Below are 21,720 nucleotides of genomic sequence, written 5' to 3' on the forward strand. Positions count from 1 at the left end.
AGAGATTCACTCCCTTGCCGTCGCACTGCATCTGGAAATGTATTGGGTATATACTGCTTACATCTGCATTCGTTATTTCTTGCCTCGGGATAATGGTAGGTTTTCACCCGTCCACCCGGCAATTCCCTCTTTCAGGGTATAAACTTGTTCAAAGCCTGCCTTCACCAGATTCTCTGCCGGTGTTTTAGATTCCAGTCCATTCGCTGAGACTATGATCACAGGCTGCTTTTTATGTTTTTCCAATTCACCCAGATTATTCTCTTTAATCTCAGAGGGTGTCAGGTTAACAGAACCAATGATATGCCCTCTGCGGAAATCGTCACGAGAGCGTAAATCAACGACGATAGCATCTTCCTTATTGATTAAATGGATCACCTGTGCGCGAGTGATATCTTTACTCTTGGAGAATACACTTTTTACTGTCAGGACAATGACAGCCACCAACAGGGCAATCCAAACAAGGCTCAGGATCGTGTTCCGACTAATAAATTGCATGATTTCTTGCAGCATGGAGGGCAACAACTCCCATTAGTTAATAACAAAAATCTAAGGTAACAGAGTATACCTGTGTGTTGTGTCAATTACAGCCAATTAGCATCAACCTAATGCAGATTTTGCGGAGAGTTTCGAGAAAAAATAAAAAATCCTCATTAATCACTTGATTGTCATACATCATTAAAATATTTCATGTCAAACTGGACATATACGGGATCTTCGATAATAAATGAGCTAAGTTAACTAAAATTTATATTGTGGTTCAAAAAGATAAAAAAATAGACCATTCTCTGGTCAGAGGCAATTTCACATGAAATAATCGGGCGCGACAGACAGATGGATGTAGGCAAGCGCTATAAATCAAGCACTATACATATAGTAGAGCGTGGCAAGGTATTGAATCAAATGGCTGATAATAAGGATTCCAAAAGCTGTCCTCACCAGCAGAAACAGTGGCAACCAAGAAACAGTGTATTACTGTTCTGTGCCCTACTGTTTGCTTTTTTCTGCACGGGAGCCTTTGCCAATCAAATTTCAGAAAATAAAAACCAACTTAAAGATATTCAACAGAATATTGCCGAGAAAGAGAAAAGCGTCAAACAACAACAAAAACAACGTACAGAGCTCCTCAAGCAACTCAAGGAACAAGAGGGGACGATTTCAGAAGTCGGGCGTTCCCTCCACAGTACACAAGTCCACCTGAATAAACTGGGAAATGAAATTTCGTCATTGACGAAAGGTATTAACCATCTGCAAATACAGCAAAAAGAGCAGCGTAAGCTACTTGCCAGCCAATTAGATGCCGCATTCCGGCAAGGGAATCATCAGGGTTTAGAATTATTGTTTAATGGCCCAGAAACACAGCGTAAAGAACGTATACTGGCTTATTACAGCTATCTGAATCAGGCTCGTCAGGAAACTATCACTAAATTGCAAAAAACAACTGACAAACTTAACCAACAAAAAAAGCTGCAACAAGAAAAACTGAATGAACAGCAAACGGTACTCAGCAACCAAAAGCAACAAAAGCAAAAAATGGAAGTTGCCCGTTCTGCCCGGAAAAAAACACTGACTGTACTTGAATCTTCATTGAAGAAAGATCAACAAAGCCTGGCTGAGCTTCGGCAAAACGAAACTCGTCTGCGTAATAAAATTGCTAAAGCAGAACGGGAAGCCAAAGCCCGCGCTGAGCGTGAAGCGCGTGAGGCTGCACGTGTCCGTGCGCAAATAGCAGCCAAGCAGAAACAGGCTCAACAAAAAGGCTCCAGCTATAAACCTACAGAAGATGAACGCGCACTTATGGCGCGAACAGGTGGGCTTGGTCGCCCTGCCGGGCAAGCAATCTGGCCTGTGCGTGGGCGGGTTATTCACAGCTTTGGGGAAACAATACAAGGCGAGTTACGCTGGAAAGGCATGGTTATCTCCGCAGCCGAAGGCACGGAAGTTAAAGCAATTTCAGATGGCCGGGTATTACTGGCAGACTGGTTACAAGGCTATGGTCTGGTTGTCGTGCTTGAACACGGTAAAGGAGATATGAGTATTTATGGCTATAACCAAAGCCTGTTGGTTAGTGTTGGCCAGCAAGTCCGGGCAGGTCAGCCGATAGCTCTGGTTGGTAGCAGCGGCGGGCAACAGCACCCTTCATTATACTTTGAGATCCGCCGTCAGGGGCGTACCGTCAATCCATTACCGTGGTTAGGAAAATAAGAGAAGGACATAATTGTGCAATATCTATTAATAAAGTGCGTTCACTCATTCACTCTATTATTTGGGATATTGCGCTTTCGGATACCAAAGTTTTGGGTTCTGCTGTTTATCACTCTCTTGTTATTTACTCTGAATGCCCGTGCCGCACGCTTAGCCATTGTCATTGATGACTTTGGCTATCGTGTCTACAATGAAAATAAGATATTGCAGATGCCTGCTGCAATTTCCATCGCCGTACTTCCTGATTCTCCATATGGCAGAGAAATGGCGCAAAAAGCCTATAAGCAAGGTAGAGAGGTCTTGATCCATCTGCCAATGGCACCAATGAGTAAACAACCATTAGAAAAAAATACCCTGCATCCTGCCATGAGCAGTAAGGAAGTTGAAAACATTATTCACGATGCCATAAAAAAAGTTCCTCATGCGATTGGTGTGAACAACCATATGGGTAGCGCGATGACCTCCAATCTCGCTGGTATGAAAAAAGTGATGAATGCATTATCTCAATATCGTCTCTATTTTCTGGACAGCGTAACTATCGGTAATACTCAGGTCGCTAAAGCCTCAATGGGAACACCTGTACAAGTACTCCGCCGGAATATCTTCTTGGACGATGTACAAACAGAAGCAGAAGTGCTGCACCAACTCAACCGGGCTATTACTCTGGCTCGCAAACAAGGCTCTGCCATCGCCATCGGGCATCCTTACCCAACTACTATTCGGGCATTACAGCAAGGGTTAGCAACGTTGCCAGATGATATTGAACTGGTAACACCCAGTATGCTGCTCAATCATTCTCTAACCAGTAAACAAAACAACTCACAAATCAGCCCGCTCACCAAACAAAAATGCATGAAATCCGCTGAAATCAAATCGGTAACGGTATTAGAATCCAAATTGGATTATTTCAGGATAGTTGGGGAAACATTGGTTCCCAGTGTCATTGTCGATGTCTTAAATCAGGGGCTTGAAAAATTACAGAACTCCACATCAAAACAAGAGAAACGGCATAGCACGGGCCATTTGAGACCACAAAAAGATAAGATACGGGAAAATAAAACAGACGCTCATAAAAAGATGAGCGTCTGCCCTGATTTTTAGCAATCTATTTTGACAGCTTGCTTAAAATTTTGTCAGAAATTCAATTAATCCCAATTCAGAATAACTTTACCAGATTGCCCTGAGCGCATGATATCAAAGCCTTTCTGATAGTCATCTATCGGGAATTGGTGAGTAATAATTGGAGTTAAATCCAAACCGGACTGAATAAGTGTCGCCATTTTGTACCATGTTTCAAACATTTCACGTCCGTAAATGCCTTTGATAAACAGTCCCTTAAAAATGACCTGACTCCAATCGATCGCCATATCTGAAGGAGGTATACCCAATAAAGCGATACGCCCGCCATGATTCATCGTGTTCAATAAGGTACGGAATGCAGGCGGAGCACCAGACATCTCCAAACCAATATCAAAGCCTTCAGTCATGCCCAATTCTGACATAACATCCGTCAGGTTCTCCTTACTGACATTCACAGCACGAGTAACGCCAATTTTACGTGCTAAATCAAGACGGTATTCATTTACATCGGTGATCACAACATGACGTGCACCGACATGCTTACACACAGCCGCAGCCATGATACCGATAGGACCGGCACCCGATACCAGTACATCTTCTCCAACTAAATCAAAGGAGAGTGCAGTATGAACAGCGTTGCCAAATGGGTCAAAAATCGCAGCCAGTTCGTCCGAAATATTGTCTGGAATTTTAAAAGCATTGAATGCCGGAATAACTAAATACTCAGCAAATGAGCCAGCCCGGTTTACCCCAATTCCTGTTGTGTTACGGCACAAATGTGTGCGTCCACCACGACAATTGCGGCAATAACCACAGGTAATATGACCTTCACCAGATACACGATCGCCAATTTTGAATCCTTTGACTTCCTGACCAATTGCGACCACTTCTCCCACGTATTCATGCCCTACTACCATCGGCACAGGAATAGTCTTCTGAGACCAATCATCCCAGTTGTAAATGTGCACATCCGTTCCACAAATTGCCGTCTTACGGATTTTAATCATCACATCATTATGCCCCAGTTCCGGTGTAGGCACATCCGTCATCCAAATACCTTCTTCTGGCTTTAATTTTGACAACGCTTTCATAGTGATACCTTATGTAATGATATTCAACTGCTTACCGATACGTGTAAATGCAGCCACAACACGTTCAATTTGTTCTTCGGTATGAGCAGCAGAGATTTGGGTACGAATACGTGCTTGACCTTTAGGGACTACAGGGTAGAAGAAGCCAATCACATAAATGCCTTCTTTCAGCAGCTCAGAGGCAAATTCCTGCGCCAGCTTCGCATCCCCCAACATAACCGGAATAATGGCGTGATCTGCACCCACTAGTGTAAAACCCGCTGCCGTCATTTTTTCACGGAACAAGTTGGCATTTTTCCAGAGACGTTCACGCAATTCGTCTCCATCTTTCAACATATCCAATACCTTGATGGAGGCCGCAACAATAGCCGGAGCCAAAGAATTGGAAAATAGGTAAGGGCGTGAACGCTGACGCAACCATTCCACAACTTCTTTACGTGCGGCGGTATAACCACCGGACGCCCCACCTAACGCTTTACCGAGTGTGCCAGTGATGATATCAACACGCCCCATGACATCACAATATTCATGAGTACCACGGCCGTGCTTGCCAACAAACCCTACCGCATGAGAATCATCAACCATGACCATAGCACCAAATTCATCCGCCAAATCACAGATAGATTTCAGATCCGCAATGACACCATCCATTGAGAACACACCATCAGTTGCGATCAGGATATTCTGAGCATCTCCTGCTTTCGCTTTCTCCAACTGTGCTCTTAATTCTTGCATGTCATTATTGGCATAACGATAACGTTTTGCTTTACATAGGCGAATACCATCAATAATAGAAGCGTGGTTCAGTGCATCTGAAATAATGGCGTCTTCTGGACCGAATAATGTTTCAAACAGCCCCCCATTAGCATCAAAACATGAGGAATACAGAATAGCATCTTCCATGCCCAAAAATTCAGCTATTTTATTTTCTAATTCTTTATGGGTGTCTTGCGTACCACAAATAAAACGTACGGATGCCATACCAAATCCATGACTATCCATTCCTGCTTTTGCGGCAGCGATCAGGTCAGGGTGATTAGCCAACCCTAAGTAGTTATTGGCACAGAAATTAATGACGTTGTTGCCATCCGCAACAGCAATATCGGCATTTTGCGCAGAAGTAATAATACGTTCACTTTTGAATAGCCCTTCCGCACGGGTTTGTTCCAACTGATCATTAATTTTCTGATAAAACGACGCTGACATTATTTCTCTCCTGATTACCTGGATAAGTGAAAGGTATGGTGTATTTTACTTATAGATCCTGACAGTGACGACACAGCCAGAAAGATAATATCAACTTTGTAAAGCTGATCACGGCCTTGAGACTGCGATGCAGCAGGATTTCAGGATATTCCCCTATTTCACCTGCTGTCGTTAGTAGGGTTAAGTGATATGATACGCATTAAAATAAAGTGAACTGACTAGTTAGAGGTGGGCCAAATGATTATTGTCACTGGCGGCGCAGGGTTTATTGGCAGCAATATTGTCAAGGCACTGAATGACGAAGGTTATAAGGATATTCTGGTTGTTGATAATCTGAAAGACGGTACAAAGTTCGTTAATCTGGTTGATTTAGATATCAGCGATTATATGGATAAGGAAGATTTCATTGCCAGTATCGTTGCAGGTGATGATTTGGGCGATATTGATGCCATTTTCCATGAAGGTGCTTGTTCATCCACAACCGAATGGGATGGCAAGTATATGATGGACAATAACTATCAGTACTCTAAAGATGTATTGCATTACTGCCTCGATCGTCAGATCCCATTCCTATACGCCTCTTCTGCCGCAACTTATGGTGGGCGCAGTGATAATTTCATTGAAGAACGCCAGTATGAGAAACCTCTCAATGTTTACGGCTACTCAAAATTTCTTTTTGATCAGTATGTTCGCGATATTTTGCCACATGCCGATTCTCAAATTTGCGGCTTCCGTTATTTCAATGTATACGGGCCACGTGAAGGACATAAAGGCAGTATGGCCAGTGTCGCCTACCATTTAAACACCCAGATCCACCAAGGCCAGAACCCGAAATTATTTGCAGGCAGCGAACATTTCCAACGCGATTTTATTTATGTTGGCGACGTTGCAGCAGTAAACCTGTGGTTCTGGAAAAATAGTGTTTCCGGCATTTTTAACTGTGGTACAGGCCGAGCTGAATCTTTCCAGGCGGTTGCTGACGCTGTTACTGAATTCCATAAGGAAAAATCTCCTGCTGTAGAATACATTGAATTTCCAGAAAAGCTAAAAGGTCGCTATCAGAGCTTTACTCAGGCTGATCTGACAAAACTTCGCGCAGCAGGTTATGACAACGCATTCAAAACCGTTGCTGAAGGCGTTACTGAATATATGCAATGGCTCAATCAGGATAATTAATCGACTTCTATGAAGATATTGGTGATCGGCCCATCGTGGGTGGGTGACATGATGATGTCGCAAAGCCTCTACCGCACCTTGAAGGTTTTGTACCCAAATGCAGAAATTGATGTGATGGCACCAGCGTGGTGCCGCCCGTTACTGGCAAAGATGCCGGAAGTTAATCAGGCGCTGGCAATGCCGCTGGGACACGGAGCGCTTGCGCTTGGTGAACGTCGTCGTTTAGGACTGGCACTGCGTGAAAGTGAATATGATCACGCTTACGTACTCCCCAACTCCTTCAAATCTGCTTTGGTGCCTTTCTTTGCCAATATCCCTCTGCGTACAGGCTGGCGTGGTGAAATGCGCTATGGTTTCCTGAATGATATCCGCGTCCTGAATAAAAGTGCCTTTCCACTCATGGTTCAGCGCTATGTTGCTCTCGCCTATGACAGGAAAACTGTACACAGTGCTGAAGATCTTTCCCAACCCCTGCTATGGCCTCAGTTAGCTGTCAGTGACGAAGACATTGCTGAATCAACAACAGCCTTTAACATCGCCGATCATCGCCCGATTATCGGTTTTTGCCCCGGTGCGGAGTTTGGCCCGGCTAAACGTTGGCCACATTATCATTACGCCGCATTGGCTGAACAGTTAATTACTCAAAAGGGTTATCAAATATTGTTATTTGGTTCAGCTAAGGATAATGAAGCTGGTGAAGATATCCGTGCACTTCTAAGTGAAGATGCACGGGAAAACTGTCTTAATCTCGCAGGACAAACTTCCCTTGAACAGGCAGTCAATATTATCGCAGCGTGTGATGCCATTGTTACAAATGACTCAGGTTTGATGCATATCGCAGCAGCTCTGAACCGCCCTCTGGTGGCATTATATGGGCCAAGTAGCCCTGACTTCACTCCTCCACTATCGGACAAAGCCGAAGTAATCCGTCTGATTACGGGTTTTCATAAAATCAGGAAAGGTGACAGCGCAGGTGGTTATCATCAGAGTCTTATTGATATTCAACCAGAACAGGTTTTAGCCTCATTGGAAAAACTTTTACAGACGGAGAACCAGAGTTAATGCGTGTTTTACTGGTAAAAACGTCTTCAATGGGCGATGTGTTACATACTCTACCTGCACTGACAGATGCCATGCAGTACATACCGGTTATTCAATTTGATTGGGTCGTTGAAGAGGGATTCGCCCAAATACCCACATGGCACAGTGCAGTTGAAAATGTTATCCCTGTTGCCATTCGTCGCTGGAGAAAAAATTGGTTCAGGAAAGATATCCGTGAAGAACGCGCACGTTTCAGGGAACAGTTACAGCAACGAAAATATGATGTAATTATTGATGCTCAAGGGCTGTTAAAAAGTGCTTTTTTAGTGACACGCCTAGCCCATGGTCCAAAACATGGCTATGACAAAAAAAGCATTCGTGAGCCACTCGCCAGCTTTTTCTACGATCAACACCATTCTGTGAGCAAACAGCAACATGCTGTAGAACGAATTCGTGCATTGTTTGCAGAGAGTCTTGGTTATCAAAAGCCTACAGAAACAGGTGATTATTCTATCGCCCGCCACTTTCTGAACCAACAATCAGAAAATGGAAATGATTATCTGGTATTCCTGCATGCCACCACTCGTGATGAGAAACATTGGCCAGAAAACCATTGGCGCCAACTGATCGCAGAGATTCAACCAACGGGTATGCGCATCAAGCTCCCCTGGGGAACTGAATATGAATATCAGCGGGCATTACGGCTGGCAGATGGTTTTCCTCATGTTGATGTGTTACCAAAATTAACATTAGCAGAAGTCGCACAAGTTCTTGCTGGCACAAAAGCGGTGGTATCTGTTGATACAGGATTAAGCCATCTCACTGCCGCCCTGGATCGTCCAAATATTACGCTGTTTGGCCCGACAGATCCTGGCTTGATTGGCGGGTATGGAAAAGAACAGCATACCTTAAAATCAGTGGATAATACGATGCAGAGTATTACTCCGGCAGAAGTCATGCTGTTCTTGCAAAAGATATTAAATAAGAACCTTGCCTAGTGGGAAGGTCTCACACCAGCGGCTTTTATATTCAAGAGTAGGATTACCCAACGAATAACGCATAGTCTTATCTGCTGCCTGACATAATGCTTTTGCTGACTGGATATTAACCCACATCAAAATGCTACCAACACTGAGATGTGCATACTCAGGATCATATCCTCCATTAATAGCATCAAATGAAATCCATTTAGGACTATCGGCACGTAATACAAAATCATACGCACAAGGTGAACCATTAATAAGTAACACGTAACCAAATATATGCTCTCGAAGCTCTGTGTATATCTCAAGCAAACGCTGACGTTCTTTTGGCGAATGACGATAATTCCAACGCTTTTGGTATAAATTGATGTAAATATCAACCAATTCTTCAGCGCTGAATTCACTTGAAAGACGAATTTCTCCGCCTGCGCGAGTGAATTTGTTTATCTCATTCTTGCGGTTGCGGCGGGTTTTGTAGGAGAAATTCTCTTTAATCAGGCAGATTTGACGCTTACTAAAAGGAGGCTTATAGCTGGCATTTATAAAATTATTTTTATGAATAGGAGATAATCTCTTTGATTTTATAGGTAAAAATAACTTCGCATCGGCTGCGATAGGGAAAATCACTTCATCATAAGGCAGTGGATAGGTGCCCTGGATTTTTTCTACTAATTTTTGGTTTTTAACAAAGAAGCAAGCTCCCTTAACGGCAGTGCCTTTTTCTTTAAAATAGAAGGAGAGCGGGTTACCTTCAATATGCCTATTTAAAAAAGAGACGATGTTGGGATGTGTTAATACACAACCGCCAAAAAGAGCGTGAACTTCTTTATATTGTTCGAAATTACATTTTTTCCATCCCCAAAAAAATGATTTTACTTTTTCCATATCCTATTCCATAAAATGGCTTTTTAATATTAAGTTAATTTTTTTACAACTTTATAAAAAAATATTTTTTATTTCCAATAATAGTTATGACCGTTAATTATAAAAATGCATTATTTTTATAGTCATAAAATTCCGACAATGTCATACCATGAACCCGTGGTTTCAAGAATTCAAACAATTCTTCTAAGTCTTGATAAAGCAACTCAATTTTTTCTTCCGTCTGAAAAGTCGGGCTTCCTCCCGGCATAAACTCGGATGAATGCAGCATAAATTCAACATAATCATTACCAGATGCCAAAGTTTGCCGAACGACAGCTTTCATTTGTTTCAAATTCCCACCTTTTGGGCGTAACCAATTAACCGATGGAGAACGTTGCTTGCCTCGCAAATGATCATATTTTTGTTTAATAAAATTCATGATCGGAGAATGCTTATGCTGAATACTCATTGGCACTTGTAATAAAGAAGAGTTGCCTTCTTTAGCAATATTCTGCAAATTCATAAAATAAGCATGAGATGGAAAACGGCTATAATCTGTTCCGCCATTTCCATTCGGATCTCCCTTGGTAAAACGCCAGTTAACTTTCGGAGTAACAGAACAATCTACCTGATAACCATACTCGACCAATAATTGCGCATAATATTCGTTAAATGCCCAGCGTCCAGCACGGTGACTCAGCATCTTAGTCTGAAGTTTTTCTTCAAGAAGATTTGTCATTAAATCAATTTTTGCCTTTATCTGATTTTTAGGATATTCAATCAGATAAGGCTTATAGCACATATCATCATCAGTCAGAGGAATAATAGGTGGATTGTTCCAGGCATGCAAATGCATACCGATTTCACCTGTGTTTCTGGCAATGACATCCTTAGCAAATTCGATATAGCTATCATCTATCGCCATTTCATAGTTTGTTAGCCAGACGGGTTTGAATCCAAAACGTTCACAAAGGCTTTGGAACCTGGGCAGATATTGAGTATTTTCGGTAGAAATTTTATCGCTATTTTGCCAAAGGTTATCACCTTCAGTATCAATTGTGATGATGAATGCTGGTTTGGTCATAAGAAAGATACCTTATTACAGAAATATGAAATATTATTACTCAGTAAAAGTATACAAGGACAAAAAGACATCTATCTTTTCTAAGATAACCTCTAGAGGCATTTCACTGATTTTGCTATTAATATTTTTCTGAACTAATTGGATAGCGTTTTTATTTCCCGGTCCCCATACATCATTATTGATATAATTTCCATGCTTATCATTACCATATAGTGCGATTGTATTTTTCTCATATGCAGCAGCAACATGTACAATTGAGGTATCTGGCGAAATAATCAAATCAGCATATTTTATTATTTCTACAGCACTGAGAAAATCGCAAAATGGGTTGAAAATACAGTTATCTAAATATGAAATCATACTTATTTTTTCAGGACTACCAATCAATATAATATTGACTGACTGATATGAATAACCAATATGAGAAGTTATTCCAATCAATTGTTCTTTAGAAATATTTCTCCTTTCATCAGCAGCAAAGGGATTAATGACAACAGTTACCGCTCCTGGCAAACGAGAGTAAAAATCACGCACTTTATCCTTGATACCATCAGGAACATATATGTCATACTGCATATTATAATTATAAATCTCCATATGATTCATCAAAGATTTATATCTTTCTGTAATATGTAAATTATAACCTAAATAAGTTATGTTTTTGTTATAAATATTTATTTTATCTTTATTAAACCCAATTACATGATTAGAATTAATTAGTCTTATAAACAAAAGATAGATAACAGGAATTTGATCACCCATATCAATAATAAGATCATACTTTTCCTGTTTCAATTTCAATCCTAACTTAAGTATATCTGTATTTTTATCAGGATAGAAATATACCTTATCTATATGTGGATTATTTTCTATCACACAATAATTAGTTCGGCCTGATAATACATGTAATTCATAACCTTGCTGAGACAATGCTTTTAAAACTGGTGTGGATACAATCATGTCACCAATTTTATTATCATCTCGTAAAAAAAGAACCTTTTTGACACCTATAAGAGAAAATTCTCTTTTTTTCCATTTATCAATAAATATTTTACCTATACTAAACCTTATTTTTTTGAAAAAATAATTTTTTCTTCTATTTATTTCACGTAATTTTTTAAATTTTTTTTCAGTCATTAGAACATCTCAAAGGATAACATCAAAAATTTTACTGCTTTATCAAGGAAAAATACTCATCAAGTACAATATCCAAATCAAATTTCTTATACATTTTTTCCGTAATTAAAGGGGGATTCTGATAAACCAAACGCATTTTTTCTGCCAATGATTCTGAAGTAAGTTCTGATTTATATTGTTCTAATTCCCCCACCATAATTTCACTGATTCCACCAGGACAATCTGTGCTGACAACTGGAGTCTGACAGATCAACGCCTCAATTAATACATTACCTAATCCTTCACTATCTGAACTCAGAACAACAGCTTTAGCTTCACGTATTACGGGTAAAGGATTTGTTAAAAACCCAATTAGCTTAACTCTGGATTGTAAACCAAGTTCCACAATTTTCTGTTTAATTTTATCAGTCATTTCTTCATCGCCATGACCAGCAATTAATAAGTTGCAAGGAATAGCAGCCATGGCAAATGCTTCTAACAAGCGATCATGACGTTTCACCTCGTGAAATCGTCCAAGATGGAGAATATAATTTTGACCTGAATATGGATTGTTTTCTAAGGAATTCAATTTAATTTCAGTTATGTTGAATGGGTTGTAAATAGTGACCATTCTTCTGGCAGCAACAGATAGATTTTCCTGTAAATCCAAGCCAACTGCATCAGAAACACAAATTAAATTACGATTCTGATAAACACGCTGGATTTTATGCTTTTTAAGCCAACGTGCCAGACCTGTTTTATTTTCGAGGTAAGATTTAGAAAATACACCATGAATACAAAACCATACATTCAAATTTTCTAATACTTTAGACCTTGCAACTATACGATCGGTTTTGTGTAAATTGGATATTACCAGCGCAGGAATTCCTTTTTGCCGCAAGATTTTTTCCAAAACCTTATCCATTGATTTCGCTCTACGAAAAATTTCAGTCTGTCTTCTAAAAGGACCTGCATACTTATCAGCATCAATAACCAAATCAACATGTTCAGGAATCGAATATTCGCATTTATCAGACAATGATAATAATGTGATATCAAAGCCCCTCTGTTGCAATCCACGGCACAGGCGAACTACGACATTTTCAGCACCACCACCCGGCAATCCATCAATGATAAACAGGATATGCCCTTTCATAAAGAAAGCACCTTGCTATACAGTTCAGTAAGCTGCTGAGATAAATAAGCCGGAGTATAACCCGTTATCTTTTCTTTTGCTGACATAGCGATCTTACTGGTCAAATGATCCGAAGGTATTAAGGAAATTCTTTCAGATAATCCCGTTATATCCAAAGCATCACAGACAAAGCCATTTACTCCCGAATCAATGAACTCAGCTCCTCCACAGGTTTTACTGGTTATAACTGGTAAGCGACATGCCATTGCTTCCAGTATGACATTCGGGAAAGGATCATATAATGTCGGTAGTAATAAACCATCAGCCATTTGATAAAATGGCAGCGTCTTTTTTTGTACACCTAGAAACCTAATGCGAGTATAGCAACCAAGAGAATGAGCAAGTTGTTTATATTTATTTTCTTCCTTGTCCTGCCCGATCACCAATAGATACGCTTCCGTCTTACTAATTGCTTTAATTGCGGCTTTCAGCCCTTTTCTTTCAAAACCTGACCCAACATATACCAGACATTTAGCTCGTGCTGGGATGGCATATTGCTGTCGCAACACAATTCGTTCCTCTTCTCCGGCAGGAAAAAACTGTGACTGGTCAATAGCATTATAAATCACAGAAATTTTCTCTTCTGGTAGCTCAAAATCTTCCATAACTTCCTGTTTGACCATCTCAGAGTTACAGATAACTTTCTTCAACTCTGGAGACAAATACATTCTCTTCTCCGCATCCATGACATAACGATGGTAACGGCTGACAAAAAGCAGTTTACTTTTCCAAGCTGGCAGGATTCTTGATCTTTGCTGCAACCACCGCTGATGTACGCCATCACCAGCCCGATAAATATCACATCCCGCTATTCGTTCATGACTTTGGACGATATCGAATTGTTCCTTTTGCCAAAGAGTTCTGGATGCATCAGCAAACCCCTTCTCACGGCTAATGCGTCCCCATTTCAACGGATTGGCCAAGTGCACATGCCAGTTTGGATTTATGCTTCCCTGCCAAGAGCGGGTAATAACATTTAATTGTAGATTTTCATTACCCAATGCTTCTAAAGCTCTGGAAATGAAACGTTCAGCACCACCATCAGGGCGATATTTTTGCCGAACAATGGCAAGACGAACAGGTTTCATGATAAATATCTCCGAGCCGTTTTAATCACAACATCTGTCGGGATCAAACTTAAATAGCGATTATCTGTTTTAATATCAATTTCATCAGGGTCCGGTAATTTACCGTAATTTCCTGCCCAGATCACTTCCCCATTGCCCTGACATGGGCGCCAAAAGATCATCTTAGATGGCCCCATTAACGCAATACAAAGTGTTTTTAATGCAGCAGCCATAGGCACAGGAACAGAATCAACGCCAATAATTTTAGGGAATCCAATCCTATAAGTTGTACAGAACCTGTAACAGAATCTGTAAATAGAGAAATCAAAGCGCTACTTCACTGATAGGCTAAATTAATGACCAGATCGTATCTTCGATTTCCAATACTTGCCATAAAATAGGCATACTCTTTTTAAGGAAATACGAACAACTTATCTGCATTTTGCACACTTTCTTCAAGCCAATGTGATACTATAGCCGCAATCTATTTTAGTGAATTTGATAGAATGTTGCTTCGCTTATATCAGGTACTTCTCTACCTTATCCAACCTATTATCTGGTTGCGCTTATTACTGCGCAGCCGTAAGTCTCCGGCATACCGTAAGCGCTGGGGTGAACGCTATGGTTTTTGTGCCCAAAAAGTTACTCCAGGAGGGATATTACTCCATTCGGTTTCGGTTGGAGAGACATTAGCTGCTATTCCTCTCGTCAGGATTTTACGGCATCACTATCCTTTTCTGCCAATTACTGTAACAACCATGACGCCAACTGGCTCCGAAAGGGTACTTTCCGCACTAGGAGATGATGTTAACCACGTTTACCTACCGTATGATTTGCCTGGCTCTATGAGTCGTTTCCTTGATAACGTCAACCCCAAATTAATGATTATTATGGAAACTGAGCTATGGCCTAATTTGATAGCCCAATTACACCAACGTGGTATACCGCTGGTTATTGCCAATGCAAGGCTTTCAGCCCGTTCCGCCGCCGGATATCAGAAAATTAATAGTTTTATTAAAGCCATTTTAAACAAAATCACGTTGATCGCTGCACAAAATCAGGAAGATGGCGAACGTTTTATTGAATTAGGGCTGAAACGTACCCAACTGGCTGTCACAGGCAGTCTTAAATTCGATATTTCTGTTACACCTGAATTGGCCGCTAAGGCGGTGACTCTGCGTCGTCAATGGGCTGCACATCGGCCTGTATGGATTGCAACCAGTACCCATGATGGTGAAGAAACTATCATACTGGATGCGCATCGAAATTTATTGAAACAACATCCCGATTTATTGCTGATTTTGGTTCCCCGCCATCCTGAACGTTTTGCTAAAGCGGAAGAATTAACTCAAAAAGCTGGGCTAAGTTCAGTATTAAGGAGTTCTGCTACCATACCCGATGCTAATGTCCAGGTTGTTATTGGTGATACTATGGGTGAACTCATGCTACTGTACGGTATTGCAGATCTAGCCTTTGTCGGAGGCAGCTTAATCGAACGTGGTGGTCATAATCCACTGGAAGCTGCGGCTCATGCGATCCCTGTCATTATGGGGCCACACACTTTCAATTTTAAGGATATCTGTGCCAAGCTGAATAAAGCTGATGGGCTTATTACTGTGACAGATAGCCAATCTTTAAGTACCGCTGTCAATAGCCTGCTGACGGATGAAGATTATCGCCTTTATTACGGTCGTCATGCCGCGGAAGTCCTACACGAGAATCAGGGCGCACTGCAACGATTGTTAAAATTACTGGAACCTTATCTCCCACCACGGAGCCATTGATGAGCACGAGAAAACGTCTATCCATCGTCATGATTGCCAAAAATGCCGCCGACTTGATTGGTGATTGCCTGCTATCTGTAGACTGGGCAGATGAAATTATCGTTCTGGATGCTGGTAGTACTGATGCAACCTGTCAAATCGCTAAAGAAATGGGAGCCAAAGTTTACACGAATACTCAGTGGCCTGGTTTTGGCCCTCAGCGGCAACTCGCACAATCCTATGCCAGTAGTGATTACATTTTCATGATTGATACAGATGAGCGAGTCACTCCTGAGTTAAAAGCTTCAATTGAACAAGTTCTGGAAAATCCCAACGACAATAAAGTCTATGCCTGTGCACGCCTTAATTTATTCATGCACCGGTTTATGAAGCACAGCGGCTGGTATCCTGATAAAGTCATTCGTCTCTATTGCCGTGAACGTTATCAATATAACGATAATCAGGTTCATGAATCACTGGATACCCAAGGCGCCCATATTGTGACATTGAAAGGTGATTTACGTCATTTAACCTGCCGCAATCTGATGGAATTCCAGCAGAAACAATTGAATTATGCGAAAGATTGGGCCAAACATCGCTACAAACAGGGTAAAACAGCCCGTTATTCTTCCATTATCAGCCACACACTGGGTGCATTTTTCAAAACATGGCTGTTAAGAGCGGGTTTCCTTGATGGTAAACAAGGGCTAATGTTAGCGATTGTCAATGCTCAATACACCTTCAATAAATATGCAGCACTCTGGGAGCTGACCCAAGCAGAGAGTCAAAGACAATGAAAAAAAAAGCCATTTACCCCGGTACATTTGATCCTATTACCTATGGTCATCTCGATATAGTGACCCGCGCTGCAAATATGTTTGATCATGTTTTACTTGCCATTGCCAGTAGTGATAGAAAAAACCCTATGTTCAACCTTGAAGAACGTGTCACATTAGCCAAAAAAGTCACTGCTCATTTGGATAATGTTGAGGTTGCAGGATTCAGTGAGTTGATGGCTAATTTTGCTAAAAAACAACAGGCGACGATCTTAATTCGTGGAGTACGTTCAGTTTCTGATTTTGAATATGAATGGCAACTCGCCAATATGAATCGACATTTTATGTCTGAGTTGGAAAGTGTCTTCCTGTTGCCCTCTCAAAGTCTGTCTTTTGTCTCATCATCCTTAATCAAAGACGTTGCTCGTCATGATGGTGATGTTTCATCATTCCTGCCAGAGCCTGTTGCTCTGGCAATGTTAAGAAAATTAGGTAAATAATACTCGTCGGGGGCAATTCAGCCCCCAAAGATACAATTAATGCTGGCACTGCCGACAAAAAAACGTACTGCGCTGCCCTAATTTTATACTCTCTATTTTTTCTCCGCACATTGGGCAAAGCTCGCCTTTTTTGCCATAAACAAATAATTCCTGCGCGAAATACCCCGGTTTTCCATCAGATTGCAGAAAATCTTTCAGCGTAGTCCCCCCTTGTTCAATAGAACGACGTAAAATCTGCTTTATCGTATCTGCTAATAGATATGCCTCTTCCTGTGTCAGGGAATGAGCAGGGCGCTCAGGCAAGATATGAGCCACATACAAAGCTTCATTGGCATAAATATTGCCAACACCAACAACCACTTTGTTATCCATCAACCAAGGCTTAATAGCCGTTTTCTTATTACGCGAAAGCGTGTATAGGTATGAGCCATCAAATACATTAGACAAGGGCTCAGGGCCCAAATGAGCCAGTACAGAACATTTCTCAAGATCATCGCTCCATAGCCAGGCTCCGAAACGCCGTGGATCCGTATAGCGGAGAATTTTACCGTCTGTCATCACCAGGTCGATATGATCATGTTTTGCAGGAGGAGATTCATGCAATAAGACACGTAAGCTACCGGACATTCCAAGATGGACAATAATCCATCCATCAGCCAATTCGAGCAACAAATACTTTGCCCGACGCTGCACACTGAGCACTGGTTGATCTGATAATGTCATGATCTGTTCAGAAACAGGCCAGCGCAAACGCGAATTCCTTACCTCAACATATTGAATCACATTACCAGCTAAATGTGGCTCAATTCCTCTGCGACTGGTTTCAACCTCTGGTAATTCCGGCATACTGACTCCTTGAATAAACGATCTACAGCATCCTATTTAGCAGATTACGAGACCGTTTTCATGTATTATTTATAGCTAAATCCAGTCAAAATCGTTGAAAGAATAGGCCGCACCATGCTTCTTGATATCAGAAATAGGCTAAACATAATCGAAAATAAAAAGTCCCTGTGGAACTTATCTATTATTGGACTGTACATTATTCTTGTTTATCTGCCAGATATTACAAGATATAAAAATCTTGTCATGATCCTGATCTGCATAACAGCACTGTGTTATCTGGTAACGGATTTTCGTCAAGTAGTAAACTCACTGAGAAATTCTCTCTTCTTATCCATTTTGCTATTTATACTGGCAATGTTCTACTCTATTGGAATTTCGATTGATCCTGCATTGAGTTTCAAAGAGATGAATAAGCCTATCTTAAATGGCCTGTTGCTGTTTAGTTTCACACTTCCCATTGTGCTCTATCAGGAAAGTAAACAACACATTGCAAAAATGATCTTGATTGCTTTTATTATTGGTATGTTAGCTATTTCACTGACCGATCTCGCGAAATACATTATCAATTACGATTCAACAGGTGAAATGCCATTTACTAATTATAATCATCGGGAGTTTTCATACGGATTTATTTTCTATTTTCCTGTGTTGTTATGTACTTGGGCATTATGGAAAAAACATTCTTTACTGAGTTGGTTATTGTTGCTTATCGCTTCAGCCATCAGCCTATTCTTATTGCTTGGAACACTTTCTCGTGGTGCCTGGGTTGCGATTGTAGCAGCCACAGTGTTTATTATTGTGATTAATAGAGAATGGAAAATCACCATTGCTGCTGCAATATGTCTGGCATTATTGGCCGGGATCACTCATTGGTCGGCAGCATCGAATCCTGCCACAAAATTACTGCTTTATAAGCTTACCCAAACTGATAGCAGCCACCGCTATAGTAATGGAACCCAAGGCTCTGCGTGGCAGTTGATTATGGAAAACCCTGTCAAAGGTTATGGTTTCGGTAATCAGGTATATCACCAAGTTTATAATAGTCGTGTTGCCGATTATCCTGACTGGACATACAGAACTTCGATTGGACCACATAATGTATTTTTATCGCTTTGGTTTGCCGGTGGCGTCCTGGGTCTAATAACCACACTATTAATGACATTCTCAGCAATATTTACCGGAAGCCAAATCATACGTCAAAATAGTGGCATAATCCGACAAGCGGGTATCATTATGCTTGCCGCATTTATTGGTATTTTTATCGTCAGGGGGATGTTTGAAAATGCTTATATTAATGAAATAGGTATCTTATTGGGATTAATGATCGCCCTATATAGCGCCCAAAAAGAAACCAGAATAGCACAGAAAAACCACTAATTTCAGATACACCAGCCCATATCCAATAAATGAGACGGGCTGGTGTCCCATTATTTGACTTTCATTTATCAAAACAGATTTTTTTCTATCACTTGCATAATCAACTTTGCCCGTTGATCCCAATTAAATTGCTCCGCGACTAATCTCTGAGAGTGTTCTGCTTTAGCCATTATTTCAGTCGGGTTATCAATCAGTAGTTGAATCTGTTGTGCGAAACTTGTCGCATTTTCACTGTCTGCAAAGCTGACCGCGTTTTCATCAACCGCATCACGAATGGAAGGAAGATCAGAAATAACAACGGGTTTGCCCATCGCCATATATTCAAAAAGTTTAAGAGGGGAAGTATAGCGGCTGCCAATACTGGTTTTTGTCAATGGCAGGATGCAAATATCATTATCTGCAATGACTTGGAAACGGTTTTTAGGATGGACAAACCCCAGAAAATTAACCCGATCACTTACGCCAATTTGTTGAGCTACAGATTTGAGTTGTTCAATCTGCGTGCTATTTCCACCAGCAATATTCAATACAACATTATTAAGGTGACACATAGACTTCATCGCAGTAGGTACGCCTTTCCAGCGATGCAAACTACCTAAATACAATACCTGTGTTGTTTCTCCTTTCTGGTATTGCTTGCCCGAAGATGTCATCTTTGTCGCTTCAACGGCTAACAAATCAACACCGTCAGGTGCAACGATAATCGGGGTTTTAACCCCATATTCTGTATAAATATCGTCACGTAGTAATGAAGTCAGAACAAAAACAGTCCGGGCACGATGATAAACCTGTTGTTCAATTTGTCTGAGCCTAGAATATTTGCGCTTATTAGCCCGTTTATTCAAGTCATGGGACTCTTTAAAAGACTGAGAAAAAATTTCATGACTTTCAAAGAAGTGTGGAATATCAGGATGCTTATGCAAGAGATAATTTGCCATTTTAATATTACGAGTAAAAATGGCATCGACCTGATGTTCTTGCAACCAACGGGAAACCTGAAAATAAAATAATTTTTGCGTATTGATGGGGAAATACCACTTACGGCGCACATCGCGTAAAGCGATCAATGCAACAGATGTTGGCAACTTTCTACCAAGGATCTCCTCTACACCATTTTGACCCGCTGGTGTAATCAGGCTGACTTGATGACCCTGACGGGCAAAAGCATCCACATTCTGCAAAATTTGCAGTGAAGCAACACGAAAATCAGGTACAGGATAGGGATCAATATAAGCAATCTTCATGACTTTTTTATCGTATCCAATAAACGGCCCGCCGAATGCTCCCAGGTATACATCATTTCAATTCTCTGACGAGCATGTTTACCCATTCCTTTTCCTCTGTCTGGTAAAGACAAGAGATGATTAACAGCTCCAGCAATAGCTTCTGCATCACCGGGCGTCACCAGAATGCCGGACTGATTCTCATTTCCTACCACTTCAGGTATACCACCAATATAACTGGCAATGACAGGTCGCTCACATGCCATTGCCTCCGCAATAGTAATACCAAATGCTTCATCACCAATGCTTGGGAAGATCCCTGCATCCCCGGCAGCATAAAACTCAGGTAACTGATCATGACCAACAGGAGGATGAAAAATAATTGATTGTCCTAACTTTAATTCCGCCGCTTTTTTTTCAAGCCGTTTCAGTTCTTCACCTGCTCCAATAATTAACAGTTTTACATCCTTATCACGTAACAAGTCCATCGCATCAACAGCAATTTTCATGCCTTTCCATCCGACTAACCTACCAGCAAAAGTCAGTAGAAACGTATTTTCATGAATCCCTAGCCGGCTGCGGACATCAGAATTGGCAGGTTTGAACTTATCAACATCTACACCATTATAGATAACATTTGGAAATTGTTTGAAATGATGCTGGATCTGCCAAGCATTAAAATGGCTGCAAGCAACCCATGCCGATATTTTTTTCCCTAATATTCTGTCACCTTTAAAAAAGCTGGTTCCCCCACTCATATAGCAAAACTTAGTATGGGAGTTGGTTGGCATCATTCTGGGCCAGAAGAAATCAAAAGGCTTAGTCAATATTACCCAGTCGAAATTTTCAGCAATCACTGTTTCACGGGCATGACGGGCAAATGAGTAGCGTTCAACAATACGTTGAAAACGACGGCCAATATTGATTACTCGTTCTCTGGGGATAAATGGGAAAGTATGCACACAGATATTCCGATCCTTCAACTCAGGCCTGATATCACCTATTCCGCCGAAAATATGGATCTCATGTCCTGCATCTGTTAAAGCTTTAGCCAGCTCCCAGACCGCCGTTTGAATACCACCATAGGACATGGTAACGGTGACATCAATAAATCCTATTTTCATCGTTTT

20 protein-coding genes and 1 pseudogene are annotated in these 21,720 nt (G+C 41.0%); 9 read left to right on the plus strand and 12 right to left on the minus strand.

From position 1 onward, the window contains the following. Positions 1-72: 72 nt before the first annotated feature. Positions 73-510 (minus strand): rhodanese-like domain-containing protein, encoded by a 438-nt coding sequence (locus tag Xind_RS10285; protein ID WP_047682729.1) that lies wholly within the window; start codon positions 508-510, stop codon positions 73-75. Positions 511-900: 390 nt separating this feature from the next. On the opposite strand from Xind_RS10285, the gene envC reads away from it, so the two are divergent. Continuing rightward, positions 901-2,202 carry a murein hydrolase activator EnvC gene (gene envC, locus Xind_RS10290; protein WP_187650012.1) on the plus strand — a complete coding sequence of 434 codons (1,302 nt, stop codon included), beginning with the start codon at positions 901-903 and terminating at the stop codon, positions 2,200-2,202. A gap of 117 nt (positions 2,203-2,319) precedes the next feature. Next, entirely contained in the window at positions 2,320-3,303 is a 984-nt protein-coding gene (locus tag Xind_RS10295; protein ID WP_338114347.1) for a divergent polysaccharide deacetylase family protein, read from the plus strand. A 44-nt stretch (positions 3,304-3,347) separates the two neighbouring features. On the opposite strand, the gene tdh is transcribed toward Xind_RS10295, so the two are convergent. Further along, entirely contained in the window at positions 3,348-4,373 is a 1,026-nt protein-coding gene (gene tdh, locus Xind_RS10300; RefSeq protein WP_187650013.1) for an L-threonine 3-dehydrogenase, read from the minus strand. A gap of 9 nt (positions 4,374-4,382) precedes the next feature. Beyond that, complete coding sequence (kbl, locus tag Xind_RS10305; protein ID WP_187650014.1) at positions 4,383-5,579, minus strand: glycine C-acetyltransferase; 1,197 nt, start codon at positions 5,577-5,579, stop codon at positions 4,383-4,385. Positions 5,580-5,816: 237 nt separating this feature from the next. Between kbl and rfaD the strand changes: the two genes are divergently transcribed. The 3 genes from rfaD to rfaC are packed head-to-tail and all read left to right on the plus strand — an operon-like array spanning position 5,817 to position 8,794. Beyond that, positions 5,817-6,755 (plus strand): ADP-glyceromanno-heptose 6-epimerase, encoded by a 939-nt coding sequence (gene rfaD / locus Xind_RS10310; protein ID WP_187650015.1) that lies wholly within the window; start codon positions 5,817-5,819, stop codon positions 6,753-6,755. A gap of 9 nt (positions 6,756-6,764) precedes the next feature. Continuing rightward, the gene (gene rfaF, locus Xind_RS10315; RefSeq protein WP_187650016.1) at positions 6,765-7,817 is read left to right on the plus strand and encodes an ADP-heptose--LPS heptosyltransferase RfaF; all 1,053 of its coding nucleotides are present in this window, start codon (positions 6,765-6,767) and stop codon (positions 7,815-7,817) included. Then, the gene (rfaC, locus tag Xind_RS10320; protein WP_187650017.1) at positions 7,817-8,794 is read left to right on the plus strand and encodes a lipopolysaccharide heptosyltransferase RfaC; all 978 of its coding nucleotides are present in this window, start codon (positions 7,817-7,819) and stop codon (positions 8,792-8,794) included. The genes rfaF and rfaC overlap by 1 nt, the downstream gene beginning before the upstream one ends. Here the strand turns inward: rfaC and Xind_RS10325 are convergent. The 6 genes and pseudogenes from Xind_RS10325 to Xind_RS10350 form a co-directional block, all read right to left on the minus strand. Then, positions 8,774-9,664, minus strand: coding sequence for a GNAT family N-acetyltransferase (locus Xind_RS10325; RefSeq protein ID WP_187650018.1), 891 nt, complete (start codon positions 9,662-9,664; stop codon positions 8,774-8,776). The two genes, rfaC and Xind_RS10325, sit on opposite strands and share 21 nt — an antisense overlap. 97 nt (positions 9,665-9,761) lie before the next feature. Beyond that, on the minus strand, positions 9,762-10,727 hold the full coding sequence (locus Xind_RS10330) for a polysaccharide deacetylase family protein (protein WP_187650019.1): 966 nt from the start codon (positions 10,725-10,727) through the stop codon (positions 9,762-9,764). Between the two features lie 36 nt (positions 10,728-10,763). After that, positions 10,764-11,864, minus strand: a complete 1,101-nt coding sequence (locus tag Xind_RS10335; RefSeq protein WP_246432508.1) for a glycosyltransferase family 9 protein — start codon at positions 11,862-11,864, stop codon at positions 10,764-10,766. A gap of 31 nt (positions 11,865-11,895) precedes the next feature. Continuing rightward, positions 11,896-12,999 carry a glycosyltransferase gene (locus Xind_RS10340; RefSeq protein ID WP_187650020.1) on the minus strand — a complete coding sequence of 368 codons (1,104 nt, stop codon included), beginning with the start codon at positions 12,997-12,999 and terminating at the stop codon, positions 11,896-11,898. Next, positions 12,996-14,126 (minus strand): glycosyltransferase family 4 protein, encoded by a 1,131-nt coding sequence (locus Xind_RS10345; RefSeq protein WP_187650021.1) that lies wholly within the window; start codon positions 14,124-14,126, stop codon positions 12,996-12,998. The genes Xind_RS10340 and Xind_RS10345 overlap by 4 nt, the downstream gene beginning before the upstream one ends. Beyond that, positions 14,123-14,365: pseudogene (locus Xind_RS10350) on the minus strand (glycosyltransferase family 9 protein); the annotation flags it as partial. The gene Xind_RS10345 and the pseudogene Xind_RS10350, both read right to left, overlap by 4 nt. Before the next feature lie 246 nt (positions 14,366-14,611). Between Xind_RS10350 and waaA the strand changes: the two are divergent. The 3 genes from waaA to coaD are packed head-to-tail and all read left to right on the plus strand — an operon-like array spanning position 14,612 to position 17,144. After that, complete coding sequence (waaA, locus tag Xind_RS10355; protein ID WP_187650023.1) at positions 14,612-15,889, plus strand: lipid IV(A) 3-deoxy-D-manno-octulosonic acid transferase; 1,278 nt, start codon at positions 14,612-14,614, stop codon at positions 15,887-15,889. After that, positions 15,889-16,665 carry a glycosyltransferase family 2 protein gene (locus Xind_RS10360; protein ID WP_187650024.1) on the plus strand — a complete coding sequence of 259 codons (777 nt, stop codon included), beginning with the start codon at positions 15,889-15,891 and terminating at the stop codon, positions 16,663-16,665. Before waaA ends, Xind_RS10360 begins: the two co-directional genes overlap by 1 nt. Continuing rightward, on the plus strand, positions 16,662-17,144 hold the full coding sequence (coaD, locus tag Xind_RS10365; RefSeq protein WP_187650025.1) for a pantetheine-phosphate adenylyltransferase: 483 nt from the start codon (positions 16,662-16,664) through the stop codon (positions 17,142-17,144). The genes Xind_RS10360 and coaD overlap by 4 nt, the downstream gene beginning before the upstream one ends. Before the next feature lie 36 nt (positions 17,145-17,180). Here coaD and mutM read toward each other — a convergent pair whose 3' ends face one another. Continuing rightward, positions 17,181-17,990 (minus strand): bifunctional DNA-formamidopyrimidine glycosylase/DNA-(apurinic or apyrimidinic site) lyase, encoded by an 810-nt coding sequence (gene mutM, locus Xind_RS10370; RefSeq protein WP_187650026.1) that lies wholly within the window; start codon positions 17,988-17,990, stop codon positions 17,181-17,183. A gap of 114 nt (positions 17,991-18,104) precedes the next feature. On the opposite strand from mutM, the gene rfaL reads away from it, so the two are divergent. Further along, positions 18,105-19,367: an O-antigen ligase RfaL gene (gene rfaL / locus Xind_RS10375; protein ID WP_187650027.1), complete on the plus strand. Its 1,263-nt coding sequence runs from the start codon at positions 18,105-18,107 to the stop codon at positions 19,365-19,367. A gap of 68 nt (positions 19,368-19,435) precedes the next feature. Here rfaL and Xind_RS10380 read toward each other — a convergent pair whose 3' ends face one another. Further along, positions 19,436-20,611, minus strand: coding sequence for a glycosyltransferase family 4 protein (locus tag Xind_RS10380; protein ID WP_047682770.1), 1,176 nt, complete (start codon positions 20,609-20,611; stop codon positions 19,436-19,438). After that, positions 20,608-21,714: a glycosyltransferase family 4 protein gene (locus Xind_RS10385; protein WP_047682772.1), complete on the minus strand. Its 1,107-nt coding sequence runs from the start codon at positions 21,712-21,714 to the stop codon at positions 20,608-20,610. The genes Xind_RS10380 and Xind_RS10385 overlap by 4 nt, the downstream gene beginning before the upstream one ends. Between the last annotated feature and the right edge of the window lie 6 nt (positions 21,715-21,720).

It is taken from the genome of Xenorhabdus indica, from assembly GCF_014467235.1.
Lineage (GTDB): Bacteria > Pseudomonadota > Gammaproteobacteria > Enterobacterales > Enterobacteriaceae > Xenorhabdus > Xenorhabdus indica.